General features: G+C 55.6%; 9 protein-coding genes. 2 read left to right on the top strand and 7 right to left on the bottom strand.

Annotated features, from left to right (window positions below):
• Nucleotides 1-51 precede the first annotated feature (51 nt).
• Nucleotides 52-360, top strand: a complete 309-nt coding sequence (locus tag BEN48_RS14570; RefSeq protein ID WP_070735502.1) for a transposase — start codon at nucleotides 52-54, stop codon at nucleotides 358-360.
• Complete coding sequence (locus BEN48_RS14565) at nucleotides 357-1256, top strand: IS3 family transposase (RefSeq protein WP_070735501.1); 900 nt, start codon at nucleotides 357-359, stop codon at nucleotides 1254-1256. The genes BEN48_RS14570 and BEN48_RS14565 overlap by 4 nt, the downstream gene beginning before the upstream one ends.
• Here the strand turns inward: BEN48_RS14565 and BEN48_RS18855 are convergent.
• From BEN48_RS18855 to BEN48_RS14535, 7 genes are read right to left on the bottom strand one after another with little or no spacing between them, the layout of a single operon-like run.
• Nucleotides 1226-2017 carry a hypothetical protein gene (locus tag BEN48_RS18855; RefSeq protein WP_125932669.1) on the bottom strand — a complete coding sequence of 264 codons (792 nt, stop codon included), beginning with the start codon at nucleotides 2015-2017 and terminating at the stop codon, nucleotides 1226-1228. The two genes, BEN48_RS14565 and BEN48_RS18855, sit on opposite strands and share 31 nt — an antisense overlap.
• Entirely contained in the window at nucleotides 2014-3963 is a 1950-nt protein-coding gene (locus BEN48_RS18850; RefSeq protein ID WP_125932668.1) for an SAP domain-containing protein, read from the bottom strand. The genes BEN48_RS18855 and BEN48_RS18850 overlap by 4 nt, the downstream gene beginning before the upstream one ends.
• A 4-nt stretch (nucleotides 3964-3967) precedes the next feature.
• Nucleotides 3968-5113, bottom strand: a complete 1146-nt coding sequence (locus BEN48_RS14555; RefSeq protein WP_070735623.1) for a 3'-5' exonuclease — start codon at nucleotides 5111-5113, stop codon at nucleotides 3968-3970.
• A gap of 33 nt (nucleotides 5114-5146) precedes the next feature.
• On the bottom strand, nucleotides 5147-6298 hold the full coding sequence (locus BEN48_RS14550; RefSeq protein ID WP_070735622.1) for a cysteine desulfurase family protein: 1152 nt from the start codon (nucleotides 6296-6298) through the stop codon (nucleotides 5147-5149).
• A gap of 12 nt (nucleotides 6299-6310) precedes the next feature.
• Nucleotides 6311-7738, bottom strand: a complete 1428-nt coding sequence (brxL, locus tag BEN48_RS14545; protein WP_070735621.1) for a BREX system Lon protease-like protein BrxL — start codon at nucleotides 7736-7738, stop codon at nucleotides 6311-6313.
• 36 nt (nucleotides 7739-7774) lie between these two features.
• The gene (locus BEN48_RS14540; protein ID WP_125932667.1) at nucleotides 7775-10075 is read right to left on the bottom strand and encodes a hypothetical protein; all 2301 of its coding nucleotides are present in this window, start codon (nucleotides 10073-10075) and stop codon (nucleotides 7775-7777) included.
• 5 nt (nucleotides 10076-10080) lie between these two features.
• Nucleotides 10081-14334, bottom strand: a complete 4254-nt coding sequence (locus BEN48_RS14535) for a hypothetical protein (protein ID WP_070735619.1) — start codon at nucleotides 14332-14334, stop codon at nucleotides 10081-10083.
• Nucleotides 14335-14386: the final 52 nt, after the last annotated feature.

Here is a 14386-nt window from a genome sequence, read left to right as displayed (position 1 = left end):
TGAGGTGGTCGGATAAATCTGGACAGAATAGGGTCTTAACTTTCGATTGTCATGAAAGACAGCCCCCAACCCGCCAAACGTCGGCGTTATGACGCCGCCTTCCGCGTCGAAGCCTTACGCCTGGCTGGCGAGAGCCGCTCCACCCAGGCAGCCGCCCGCGCGCTAAATATCAGCCCCAAACTGCTCTACAAGTGGCAGAAAGAGGCACTCACGCCCGTGGCGGCGGCTCGTGGGGCCGATTTGGACCCGGCCACGGCGGCGGAGTTGCGTCAGCTGCGGGCCTTGGCCCGGCGGCAGGCGCAGGAGCTGGCCATTTTAAAAAAAGCCATTGCCATCTTCTCGGCGACCGACAGCCTATGAGCCGCTACCGCTTCATCGACGGGCAGCGGGCCACGCACCCCGTGCGCCTGCTCTGCCAGGTGTTGCGCGTACCGGCCAGCGGGTATTACGCGTGGCAACACGCGCAACAACAAAGTATAGCACCAGGCGAGCCCGCTTGGGAAACGGCGCTGGTGAAGGCATTCGGCCACCACAAACGCCGCTACGGTACGCGCCGACTGCAGGTCGCTTTGCGCCGAAAAGGCCATTGTGTCGGCCGTCACCGCCTCCGCGGGGCCATGCGCCGGCGGGGCCTGCGCGCGCTGCAACCCAAGGCCTACACCCCGCGCACCACCGACTCAACCCACGGGCTGCGGTGCGCGCCGAACCGGCTGCTGGACCAGCCCAAGCCGACCCATGCGAACCGGGTCTGGGTCAGCGACATCACGTACTTGCCGCTGGCGAACGGCGACTGGGCCTATCTGTGCGCCTTCCAGGACGTGGCCAGCAAGCGGGTGGTCGGCTGGCAAGTCGGGGCGACGATGCCGGAAGAATTGGTCACCAGGGCCTTGCAACGCGCTTTTTGGGCCCAGCCGCCGACCCCAAGCCTGCTGGTGCATTCGGACCGCGGCGGGCAGTACTGCGGCAATGCTTACCGAAAGCTGCTGCACGACCACGGCGCCGTGCGCTCGCAGAGCCGGCGCGGCGACTGCTACGACAATGCCCAAGCCGAAAGCCTCTGGTCACGCCTCAAAACCGAGGTGATCGAACTGCGCGAACGGCCCGTTTTTGCCGACCTGGCCGACGCGCAGGCCAGCGTCGCCGACTACTTTGACTACTATAACCACGAGCGCCTACACTCCAGCATCGACTATCAGACGCCCTATCACACTCATCAACAGCTTCTTCAAACTAACGCCCTAAACTGTCCAGCGTAATTGGACCACCTCAGTTGGTCGGTGTTTATAGGCTGTGTGATGTGCTCATCAAACGTGGCAAGAATTTGCGCAGTAGGAAGTAGAGGGTGTTCAGCAGTGACGAGAATGCCATTCTCGACCGAAAGGGGAACAGCTTCAAAAGAAGGGTTAGTTACTGCATCCTGAACAACAGGGTGAGCTAAAAATGGAAAACGCTTTTGATTATTAGCTGATAAAAAAAGGGTTTGAAATTCAGCCAGCGCATTTGGATAGTGAGTTGTGAGTTGTTCGGATGCAATGCGCCAATAGTCCAAAACGACTTGAATAACAGGTGCACTGTAGTCTGTCTCATCTTCATGAGTGGCACCGTTCAGTTGTTGCATTACGGGCTCGAATACAGCAGCGTAACCAGTGATGGCATTCGGAATGCGACGAAACCTCCTACCAGCTGTAAGACGTTTTTTTATCGAAGAATCAGGAATAAAACTCAACATCGTGCCGATGTTGCCCCATCCACCACTATGCTCGAAAGCAGTGGCGAATAACAGCAGTAGTGTATTGATTTTGGCTGGAGGTACACCAGACGCTCGGGCAATCTTAAACGCACTGCTTTCAATGAGAGAATGGAAAGCGGCGTCCAGCTTTTGGTGGCTTTCAAGCGTTGAAACGTCAGTTACCAGAAGACATAAGCTGATTAGCTGCTCATTAGTAGTGATAGCAGCATTTAGCTCGTCAGGGGTTTTCTGCGCCGCAAGTAGGGTTGACAGTTCGTCTAATGTCATTTCTTCCAGAAGGATGATTTGCCCGGAGTTGCTGTAGTGCCGCTATTTTGGCTGCTGCCGCGAGTTATTCGCATAAGACTGAGTAAAACATCGCGTTGCTCAGCAGTCAGAGAGCTTATGAGTTGTGCAAGCACCTCAACTGGAAGCGTAAGTTGATTGGGTCGCAGTTGGGCCAACGCAGCGATAAGTGAATCGCCAACAGGTACTGTTCCGTTTGGATAGGCTGCTCTTAAGATGGAAATGGTTGAAGGCGATGAGTTCTGGAACGATTGAGATTGGCTATGCTGAACAGGGTTAGATTGGATTAACTCAACGCGTGGCTCAACGCGTGGCTCAACGCGTGGCACCATTTCGTCGCGGAAGACGGGCACCCCAAACACTTTTGATATTGGGTTACGCTTGGTCCCTGGAATCGATTCATTCTCTTCCCTAGTCCCAGCTTTTGTAAGTTCTAAGAAGGCCAAATCATTATTGCTAGTGTTGTTGGTAAGAGCAAATTGAAAGCAGCACTCGACGATAGCACGGTCAAGCGGGCGCTCTATGCTAAAGTGCAGCCGACCATAACGTTGGGCAAGTTGATGAAAGGGAGAGTCAGGTAAGAATTCGTATGCTGCATTTTCGTCTTGGCGTGGCATGCGCTCGTAGCCGTAATACAGACCTAGCATCGCTAAAAGAGGGCCTAACTCAGTCGCTCGAAAGCGGGCTGTACGCAGAAAATTAAGAGCAACTTGTTTATCAGTGTTGGTTCGTTCGCGGTTAGAGTACCGGCCAAGTAAAACCAATGAAACAAACGGAATATCGAGTCCACCGTCCTGGTCGCTAGCCGTATTGGACTGGTTGAATGAACGAATAGCTTCTTGGGGAGTTGTTTGCCCAGATTGAGTCAACGCTTCAAAGGTTTTGAAGGCGTTACGCAGCGGGACTGGGTCGGCACCTGCTGGCAAGCTGGAGCCAATGCTTTTTATATGCTCGGCAGCCCAGGCATAGGTGGGTGCATCGTTATCGTAAATTGCCGCTACCGTCTCAAAGAATAGTCGGCGACTAGGAGTTAAGTCGTTATCGACGCTTGGAGTGCTTCGTCTAAGCAGATAATTGAAAAGGCCGGTTCGCTCCGTGGCTTGTTTTGGAGCCGCCTCATTCAACAAATGCAGCGCGGCAAGTGCATCATTGGAATACTCTTGAATAGAGTTAGTCTTAGCTGCTAGCACAACAGAACTATTCCGTAGGTACGCAAACAATCCTAAAATGCGGTCATATTTGGCAAGAACGGTATTCCAGAGAATAGGCTGAGAATCTGTAGTGAGCGTGTTTGATTCTGAAGAGGATAGGTCAGTTTCAAATTCGAGCTGATTGAGCCTAGCAATACTGTCTGATATAACCCCAGTTAACTGAGCTGGCGCGAAATAGTCTTTGAATGTATTTGCATTAGCTAAAAACCGCATTCTAGCTTTTTCTCCATGAAAGAGAAGTTTCTTGATGCGCGAAATGGGTAGCGGCTCGGGGTATAGAAATACATCACGAAATGGTCGCAGCTTGATTTTCTCAGTGGGCTGGAGTAATAATTCAACCAATACATCTGATTCCTCCAAATAGTCGATACTACCTGGTGCAAGCACTAAATAGTCGGGGCACTTTGTAAGCAGGTCTGGTTGGCGTATCCGCTTGATATCTTCGTCAAGTTCAAGCGCCAAGGGATAAAAAACGCCGCGTTTAAAGTAACGACCAATGTTATCAACAGGAAGCTGAAAGAAGAGCGTTTGGCTGCTGCTTCTACTACTCTCCAGACTAGACGCAGGAAACAATGGCGCTTCTTCCTTCGCAGTGTAATGCCCAGCATCCTCAAGGCGCTTCTGTATATCTCCCTTTCTTCCAGATGTATCTAAGCCATGCTTGCGAGCTTGGGTACGAAGGTCATCTATGCTAACAAAAGTGCTGTTCTTTGCCATGCTCTTAGAATGGTAAATCGTTTTCCTCCGTCAATTGCGGAATTGGCTGATGAGTGTATGACGCTGCACGGAAGCTCAGTATGCAGTAAGGAAGCTTGTCACCGCGATAGGTTAGGTACAAATTCTGCGTGGCACGGGTACAACCTACGTAGCAATGTTCAGGATTGAAGAAGTTTCCAACAGATGGCCGTAATCGTTCGGCATGAGGCATAATAACGGTTTGAAACTCCAGTCCTTTGGCTGATTTATAGGTAGTTACTACTATGCTTTCCACATTGGCGAGCGTTGTCCTTTTATCCCTCCATTCCAGTTTAGAATGATATTTTGTATGCCGTAGATTATGTTGTTTCAGGGCCTCAGAAAAACTGTCGACTTGAGCAATGCTTTCGAATAGAACAGCTATGTTCTCGCCAGTGTGTTGCTCCAGCAGGTTGAGTATTGTTTTGATTTCGTCGGCAGTTTGGATAACCTCTGGCAAACGGCCTTTGCCTTTCGGCATTGAGTCGAGTAAAAGAGCTCCATTGGCGAAAGGCATGTGCGGGACGAACTGCCTGGCAAAATCATAGATTTCGAAGAAGTTGCGGTAATTGTACTGCAATTCTACATCGTGGATGCCATGAGTTTGGCTTATTATTTCCTCTATCTCGGCGGCTGTTGTTCCCTCTGGGTGAACCTTCTGGCCGGTATCTGCACCAATAGTCAGGCGGTCAGTAATAGCAAACAATGGTTGGAAAACGTTGCTTGGCAAATCTTGAGCTTCGTCGATTATTATTTCATAGTATCGTTCACCCTGGGTACTGAGTAACTCTGTAAGCTGCTCCACGCTGGCGTTAAAGTCAAGCTTCAATACAGACTTTTTCTGCCCACTCCACGAGTCGAACGTATTTATGTTCAGTCTCATATCTACCGGGACACTGTTTCGTAAGCTAGTGACAAGTAGGTTCTGAAAGGTCAGCAGCAAAACCTTCTTATCGGGCTGATTGTGCAGAAAAACAGCCCTAAGGAGGGAAATTGTTGTCTTGCCACTACCGGGCCGCCCAGTTACGAATAACTGGTCATCGCCGTCGTAGCGAATGGCGTGCATCATCTGCTTGCCATTTAGGGAGCGGGTTATTTCTTCCTCGCTGACGGTGTTAAAAACAAAGGCCATACTGTTCAGGTAGTTTTTTCGAATGAGTCCTGTTTAGGGGAGCACAAGGTCAACTAATTTGGTGGCTTGTCGCGACAAATCTGTAGCGGCCTGCGCTGCCTCCTGCGATGTAGTAAACCGCCCTAGCCCAACTCGCACAGTAGCGCGGGCATCGTCACGCGAAAGGCCAATGGCCAGCAGCGTGGGGGATGGCTCCACGGTGCCGGCATCGCAGGCAGAGCCGGTGCTCAGGGCTAGGGTGGGAAGGCGAGCCAGGAGGGCATCGGCTTCGATGCCAGGAAAGGTTATGCTGGTGTTGTGAGGGAGGCGGTTGTGAAGGTTACCGTTGCGGCGTGCTCCGGAAATGGCTGCGAGAACAGCGGCTTCAAACTCGTCGCGTAGGGTTGCTAAGCGGGTGCTTTCTTCGGGCAACACTTGGGCAGACAGGGCACAAGCGGTCCCGAGGCCGACAATGCCGGGGACGTTGAGAGTACCGGCGCGCCAGCCGCGCTCCTGGCCACCACCATAGCCGAGAGGTTCGAGCTGGGTACGGCGGGGGTGACGCACGATGAGGGCTCCTATACCTTGGGGGCCGTAGAGCTTATGGCCGCTGAGGGAGAGCATATCGACGCCCCAGGCTAGCATGTCAACCGGGATTTTGCCGACGGCTTGAGCGGCATCGGTGTGCATGAGGGCTCCGGCGGCGTGGGCAAGTTGAGCTATCTCGGCTATGGGCTGGATGGTACCAACCTCCCCATTAGCAGCGTGGATGGAAACCAGAAGCGTATCAGCATTTATAGCTTCTGCCGCCGCCGCCATACTTACTGTTCCCTGTGCATCAACGGGAAGAACAATTACTTCAAAGCCTTCACGCACGAGCTGCTTGGCTGGGTTGGCAATGGCCTTGTGCTCAATAGCCGAAATGACAATGCGACGGCGCGGGTTGGTTGCTTGCGCGGCCCGGGCATAACCAAGCAGGGCCAAGTTGTTGGCTTCGGTGGCACCACTGGTGAAGATGACCTCACCGGGTTGGGCTCCTACTAATGCCGCCACTTGCTCACGGGCCAACTGCACAGCATCGGCAGCCCGGCTACCCGCGAAATGAGCGGAAGATGGGTTACCAAATTGTGCCGTGAAGTAGGGCAGCATAGCCTCTACAACCACTGGGTCGCAGGGGGTAGTGGCGTGGTGGTCTAGGTAAATCATGCTGTCAGAATCTTAACCTATAACTGCTACCAAGTTCTTGTCGAACTGCCGGTATTCAGCGTCGAGGTTGTATAGCTGATTCCAAATTCCCTGCCGCAGCTTGATGGCCGGCTGGATGCAATAGCGGTACAGGTCAGCCTCATCAAACTCATTGTGTGGAAACAGCAGTTTTAGATAGCCGCTGGCTAACGCCCGGACGCTTTCCTGATTGCGCTGGAATGCCTTTGGGCCGAGATTTACGTGGCGGCTGCAGTAGGTATCGGCATCCATGTCATGACGTAGGGCGATGAGCACATCCCCAAAGTAGTCGGCCTTGAGGCCACTGCCCTTAGCAAAGCTATTCTGCGTCAGCTTCGGAATTTCCCAACCGGGGATAAGGCCGCGCAGACGGTCGATGAAGGCCGTTTCCTGGAGAAACTTTGGCAGCTCTCCGATGAGCGGGTCTTTGGCAGGGCGCAGGTTGGAATCCAGGGTAATGTTAGCCAGCAGCACGAAACCGCAATCGGAAGCCATTTCATGGAGGCCGCCGCGGGTGATACGACCGTTAGCAAGGTAGCCTTTCAACCCCCCTACTATTTCCTCGGGCTTTTCAAATTTCAGTGTTTGAATTTCATCGAGCACTACAACAGAGTAGCGTGCTAGAATCCCTGGTAAGCCATTGCTGTTGTTAACGAAAAGTACGGCCGGTGAGACGTTGCCACCGCTAACGAGGCGTACTTGGGGAGAAATATTCTCATACACATAACTCTTGCCAGTGCCTTTCGGAGCCAACTCCATGAGGTGCAAATTCTTCTGCACTAGTGGAAGCAGACGGGCCAGCATGAGCATCTGCTGGTCGGGTGTAAAGACGTCGGGGTTATAACCCATGGACTGCAACAGCACCGCCCGCCATTCATCCAGCGTGAACTGGGCCCTGGCCTCGCGCCACCCTTGCAGATTAATAGTTGCCTGCATGGGTTTGAAGCCCGTGATAACCACTCCCTGGTCAGGAATGTAGAGCAGTTCCGTCACTCCCCACATCCCCTGCTTTAACAAAGCCGGATAGTTGTTAACCAACTCATCAGTAATGCGTGCGTCGTTTACCCCAATCATTGGCAACCGGGCAATGCGGTCGGCTTTCTTTTGCGAGAGCAGCACGTCTACCTGCACCGGGGTAAGCAGTTTAACAGGCTGCCCAGCCATTAATCGGTTACGGATGATGTTGCCTTCGTCGGGCTTGGGAATGACACGAGCTGCCCACTCCTGGACTTTGACAGCCTCTTCAGCCGTTAGGGGGCCAGTACCGGGCACAACCGTATCAAGGACCCACTCGGCTACGTAGCCAGGAATGCCACGGCTTTGCAGACGCGAGGCAGCCAGTCGGCGCTTGTCAATGGCTTGGTTGCCGAAGACGCGGGCAATTTTAGCCTGCAACTGCTCAGTATCGGTATCGGGCATCATACGGTGTATCGTTGACTGCTAAACGCAGGATGAAAACTAGAAACCAAACTCCGCCCCAATATCGACGCCACGGTCTTGCAAACCGGTATTGGTAAGGTTGGCATCTACCGGGAAGGAGGCTTGTTTGCCATCAGCCGTTTCTACCACAACAACGAGCTGCCCGCTCTGCACTTCAGATGAATGGGGCCAGCTAGGGAGGTCGATAGATACGTCAATGGTTTTTAGTGGGACGCTTGGCTGATGTAGCGGCACTATATGAGGAGTGGCAGCCCCAAACCGGATACTCACGTGGACAACGGTGAGATGATGACGGCTGTCGTTGCGCAAGCGCAGCTGAGCAACACCCGGGAAACCGGCGCGGCCGGCACCCGTGAGGCTCGCGGCTACTTTGACAGGACCGGCATCACGGACTAGTTCAAGCCAGGGTAGTACCACTTCTTCCGGCCACACCCCACCATGCGGATAAGGTGCCCGCCCACCATGGGTTGTTTCGCCTACTGGAATCCGGAAGGCAGCTTCCCCTAGAGCTACTCCTACCCAGTTGGGCAGGCAAAACAGCTTGGGGTCGAGCCAACGGACCTCGTCGGTATCGGGAGCTGGACGTACAGCAGGCGCATCAGCCAGCAGGTGAGCCGTACGACCTTCAACTTTGCAGGTGCTGGGTGCCAGCATCTCACGAGGGCTGTCGCTGAGTAAGCGGCCGTGGTCAGTGGTAATCAGGACACGCACGGCAGGGCCTGGCGGTACGGCATTGGCAGCAGTAGCAATACGAGTAGCCAACGTGTAAAGCGCCCCTTGTACCAAGTCGCGGGCTACATCGGCATCAACTTGTTGATGATAGATGGGGTCGGGGTCGTACGGACGCCAAACCAGTAAGCTACCGGGTTGGGCCTTTGCCGCCGCCGCCGCAAGGTTGGCGTTGGATTTTAGGTCAGGAGGAGCGGTGGTATCGGCCTGAGCCAAGTGAGAAAACGGCACTCCCCAACGCAGCGGTTCTTTGGTATGAGAAGTGATAGTGGGTAGCAGCCCGAAGCAAGGTTGCGCCAATGTTGCCGCAAGCGCACCATTGGATTTATTGGCACTCTCGTCCGCAATAAGCCGAAGTAAGTTCTGGGCATCAGCCCAGCCTAATCCATCGGCAATCACCCAAATAACCACTTCGTTGGGGCCGGGTCGGTTGGCCTGCTTGGACCAATACAGCTGCTGATATGGGTGAACAGCATCGAGTAGCTGGGTGGGATACACTTGCAGCAGCCAGTTTCCAAACTCTCGGGCCGCTTTCCCAACCAGCTGAGTTGCCGCGTCCTGCTTGTTGGCTACCTGCCATTGGCGGTAGGGCAAATACGCTTGGGTGGTCCAGGTGAGTACCTCGGCAGGTGAGGTGGGCAGAGGCGGTGGTACGGGCGGTGCCACGAGTGGCCGTAACTGGTTGATTAACGCAGGTGGCAGCTCGGTCTCCAGATTTTTGAGTAACGCCAAAGAAGCGGCAGCAGGATTATTGCGCACGAAGTCAGCGAGGACGTGCGCGGCCGTTACCCGAACGGCGGCTGGCTGTTCGGGGCGGAGGTGCTGGGCCCACCATGCCTGGGTGGCGACTACAGCAGCGGCGGAGTCGGCGGTCACAGCAGGCAGCGACTCGGCAAATGCCGAACGTACCTGCTCTTGCCAAGTAGGTGGCAGAGCCAGGGGGAATGCACCCAACCAGCTTAACCCTGGCGCCAGCACCGCCTGAATGCTTCCTTCAGAAGCAACTCCCAGCCATTGACGAATGGCTTGGGCGGCTTCCGTAGGGTCGGTGAGCCACAGGGGTGCTACCTGGGGGTGGTGCATTTGATACGCAGTCACTACTGCCTGTACTACTGGCCGATGATGCTCGGGCCAGCCAGCGGTTTGGTCGGCCACCCACAATAACCAATGGGCTATATGCTTCTGTAGGGTATCGGCGGTGGGATGAGCCGATATGGGTAGCCAGCTGACGGTAGCAGGATATAGTAAGGTCAGTAACTCGACGGAATTTGCTGCCTTTTGGGCGGCGGGCAGTTCCTGTAGCAGCAGTTTGGCCTGCTCAATAGTTAGCTTCGAGCAAACCTGCAGCAGTTCTTTGGAGGGCGAAGCGCATTTATTGACTTCTCCGCCGCGGGCTTCCCACCACACCTTAGCCCACCCACACAGCTCAGCGCCGCGCACCAGAATAAGAGGTGGCGCAGTACTCCCGTCAGGAAGCGCCGAAGCAGCCTCCAGCCAGGCTACTTCGGTGGTTACTTCATCGTAACCAGTCGGAAGTAGGGCATCGCCCGTGTAGTCAAGCAGAAGGTATGAGGTAGCAGAAGCTGACATATGCATTAGGCTAGGCCACTCAATTTATCCAAGCAAGCTTTGCGCTGTTTCGGGTCATCGATACGGAGGAATAGAAGCGCAATTTCTTCGGTAGCATCCTCGCCAATACGCTTTTTGAGGCCAGATTCTAAGGGTTTCATGCGCTTCTGACTATCGAGCGGTAGAAAGCGAAGCCCATCCTGCTTGGCTTCCTGGAGGGCAGTCAGCAACTCGGCGGCCGATTCGATACCTGTCGCGTGACGGACTTCGAAATCTGTTAGTTTAGCTTCAGCTGCCTGGGCGCGCTCCTCAAATCTGGCCTGCTTTTTTTGCTGGGCCGTGGACACCAACTCTTGCTGAGCGTCTGACAAATGCGGAATTTTCAGCAGCTCATCGTAGCGCTCCATGACCTTCTGCAGCTGTTTGGCATCCAACGGCTTTTTCTGCTTTAGGTCATCCAATTCCGCAAACAGGCCAACTAGCCGGTCACAATGTTCGGCAAGCTCACCACGGATGGCCTCCTCTGGAGTACCCTCATAACGAGCAAATGCCAAGCGAGAGTCGTCGGCCAGCTTTTTGGCTGGCGAGGACGTGGTGACTTCCGTGGCGCGCTGATACGTGGTTTGCAGCCAGCTGCGGGCTTCCTCAATGCGTTTGTTTACTTCAGCTAGCGTGTTCTCCTGGAGCTTGGCCGTGCTTTCGGCGTGTGGCTTATGAGTTTCGAGCAGAGGTACACACTCGAGCAGTTCGGCTAGGTTGCGGCGCTTGGCAAAATCTTTCAGCTGGTTTCGGAACTCAGCATCTTTGGTATCGGCGGTGGCATCCTGATACGACTTTTCCAGACGGGCGACAGACGTGGCTACCAAAGGTGGTAGCGCGTCGTCGCTGGCTTTCGCCAGCAGGTCGCGAATTTCACGGAGCTTCTCTTTATTACCGCCGTACTTCTCATCGGTTTTCCCGTTTTCAAACATGCGGCAGGTCTGCTCCGTTTGGGTGCGGAGCTTAGCTACGACCTGCTTTTCCAAGGCCGGAAGCTGGGCAGCGGCATCGGGTTTGATGCGCCCGGCACTGAGGGGCTTGCGGGTATCGAGCAGCAGTTCGACCGTGAGTCGTAGCCCATTCGGGCTGAGCGGGTTGGATATGGCCAGCTTCTGCTCAATCTGAGTAACTGCGTGCTTGGCTTGCTCGGCCAGTTTGAGACTGTTTGCCAGCACCTCGGCTCCCTCGCGGGCCTGGCCGCGCAATTGCTGGTCGCCGGTTTCATTTTCGGCGTATTCAACCAGCTCTTGGTAGTCGGCGGCAGCTTCTGCCTCCGTGAGCAAAGGGGCATCAGAGGCTAGCTTAGTCAGCAGTGCTTCGATACGAGTGTTCAACACTCCTTTGTCTTCGCGGTGAGCCCGTAGGTCCAAGTCGACGAGCCAGTGCTGCACTACTTGCTCCATGTTGCGGTTGGTGCCTAACCAAGCCGAGTTGGTGAGCGGCGTGCCACTGTGCCCGTTGTAGAACCGGACGCTGTGCCGATGGTAGCCGGCCCAAGCGCACAACAGTAGCGCCAGCGCATAATAATCGTACCCGTAGGGTGCGTTGAGCAAGGTCAGCAGCGGCTCACGCAGGCTGTGCCGGTCGGAGCCGGCGGGTACGGCGGCATCGAGGATATCCCATGCTTCCTTTACCTGGGCCAAAGTAGGCGGTGACACCTGGTCGGCCGCGTCTACTACGCCCCAGGAAGTAGCGCTTACTTTCAGAACGCTGCTGAAAAGACTCTTTTCGCGCCCTTCCTCCTCCTCATGCCATTGAATGAAGCTGCCTTTGAGCAGGAAACTGCATCCGCGCTGGACCGCCTTGCGGAAATTGGTGCCACTGGTTTTATCGGGCAAGAAAGGAGCATACCGACGATAGGTAGCATCGTAGCAGGCTTTGAGGGCAGCAGTAGCCAACGGGTGCTTATTGCCGCCCAGCAGCTGGTCGACGCGGTCCTGGTACACGGTGGGTACCTGGTAGTTGGGGAGTTGTTTTTCCTGACTGTATAGCGCACTGTACTCTTGCTCCAATTGCTCGCGTACGGCGTTGGCTAACTGAGCACACGGCTGCTCGCCAATTTCCTCCCGGGTAGCAGTACCCCAGCCACGCAATACTTCCGTTTCCAGCAACCGCTGGATAAGGCCTGGCTGCGGCTGGGTGGGCAAGGTTAGCACAATGGCCGGTGGGTTCTGGGGGGCTAACTCGAAAAGAGCTTGTTCCAACTCATCGGTAGCATGGGTCTGCAGCCACGCTACGTCCGCATCGGTGCCGGCTACGGCGCGCAGGAAAAATCCGCGAGGGGCATCGTATAGCTCCTGGTTGTTGGAGCTGAGTTCAATTCTGCCTAGGGTCGAAAGCAGCAGTTGTTTGGACCAGAGTACGCGGGGTATCACGTATTCCTGAGCAGCCCAATCCTGAGAGTTGCCCAGTTGGATTTCAATGTGCCGTGAAGGACGTCGGTTGAGGGCCGCGACCAGCGTATCGGCGGCAGCAGCCGAGTCTTGTCGTAGCTGCGCTATATCGGCATCGAGACGCTTTTGGGCTTTGGAGCCGTCTTCGCCCAGGCGCCAGAAGTTGTACTTCTTGGCTGCTTCGTTGCGCTGAATCAGGCCACGTTCGGCCAGCTCGTGGAGCAGGGCGGTACTTTCCTCAAGGGTGAGGCCCGAGAGGGCTGCAATGCTGTTGGCAAAACCAGCCAGACCACTACCCGCGGCAAGGCCAGCGGCCTCGAACACGAACATGGCCTTTACTACCAGTTGGTGCGGCTTGGCCTCTACTTCCGGGCCGACGTTTTCGCGGGTCTGCACATACCGGCGCCATGCGTCTTCGTTTTGGGCCAGCATTTCGCCGAAGTACTCGGCCAGCTCCACTGGGTAAATCCAATTCAGGCGGCCATCGGAACGTAGGGCGGACTGCTCGTTCCACTGCTCCATCTTCTTGCGCACGAAGCCCAGGATGGGACGGGCCGTGTCGGAAGGGCGTAGCGTGGCACTGCATAGCAAGGCCGTGGTAAGCGGGTGGAGCGGGAAGCATTCGTTGCCCAGGATATTAGTCAGGCGCTCGGTATCCCATTGGTGATTGGGGTCGTAGCGGCTGGGGAACAGCAGCGGCACCTGGTCGATGGCCGCCATTAGCTCCTCGGCGCATTCAGGATTGGCCATCAGCAGCTCCTGCCAACGGGCTTTACCCTGAACATCCTGCCGCAGGTAGTCGGCCAGAATGGATTCGAGCGGCGACGCCAGACGCTTACGGTCGTTGGCAGGCAGGCGGCTTAGCTCTTTTTTCAGGTCAGTGAGCCCCTGGGTGTCGCTGCCCAGCATTTTCTGGGCGGTGAGGTCGGGGTTGTACTGGGTAAAGGCAATGAATACGGCTTGCTCACGCAGCGTGTCTACGCCATCGAGCAGGCTTTGCAGGGGGTTGCCCTGGCCGCTGATGGAATAGTCGCCGGCGTACTTCTGCAGGAACACGTTGAACTCATCGAACAGCACCAGAATACCGCAGAACGGCTTATCGGGGCCACAGAACTCTTTGGCCGCGTGAGTGAGCAGCTGGCCAGGGTTGCGGTCAGCACCGAACATGGGGCGGACGCCCTTGTGCAAGTGGGCAAAGAGCTGGTGCACCAGCTCGCGGTGGCGGTCGTCGCGCAGGCCGGGAGCCAGCTCGGCTTTGAGGCGAGCTACGGTAATATTGTGGGTGGTTAGGAAGGCTTCGGCTTTTTCGAGCTGGGCGGTGTCGAGGTCGTTGAGGAAATCCAGGGCCGGGTCGAACCAGAGGCCAAGCGACTCTGAGGCCGTTTCGGGAGTTTCGCGCAGAGCAGTCTCCAACCCTTGCACTACGGCCTGCGGCAGGGAGGCGGTATCGTCGCCGAAAAGGCGCAGGACCAGGTGGCGCGGGCGCTGCTCTTTGAAGCTAACCAGGCGCTCGGGCCGCCCCAGGCTTTTGAGCACGGCTTCGACCGGCTCGGAGCCTACCGATTGACCGAAGAAATTGGCCATGGCCAGGGCCAAGTGGGATTTGCCGTGGCCGTACATGGCCAACCATACTAGGCGGCGGGGTACTTTCTCGAAGCGAAAGGCGTCGCAGACGTTGTCGAGGCCCTTGGCGGTGGGCAGCTCGTCACCGATTTGCTGGCTGGTCCAGAGGTAGGAGCCGGCCAGCGCGGTATTGTCTTTATCGTGGGGGTACCAGGCCAGCTTGACGTCGTTGCTGACCAAGGCCTGGATGTTTTCGGTAGTAATGTCGCGTATCGTGTAGAGCATAGGAGATGCCAAGAGGGTGGGCCTAGGAAAGGAAAAACGAAGTAGAATACGC

This window comes from Hymenobacter glacialis (assembly GCF_001816165.1).
GTDB lineage: Bacteria > Bacteroidota > Bacteroidia > Cytophagales > Hymenobacteraceae > Hymenobacter > Hymenobacter glacialis.
The sequence above is the reverse complement of the archived record's forward strand: the minus strand, read 5'-3'. Positions and strand labels throughout refer to the sequence as shown.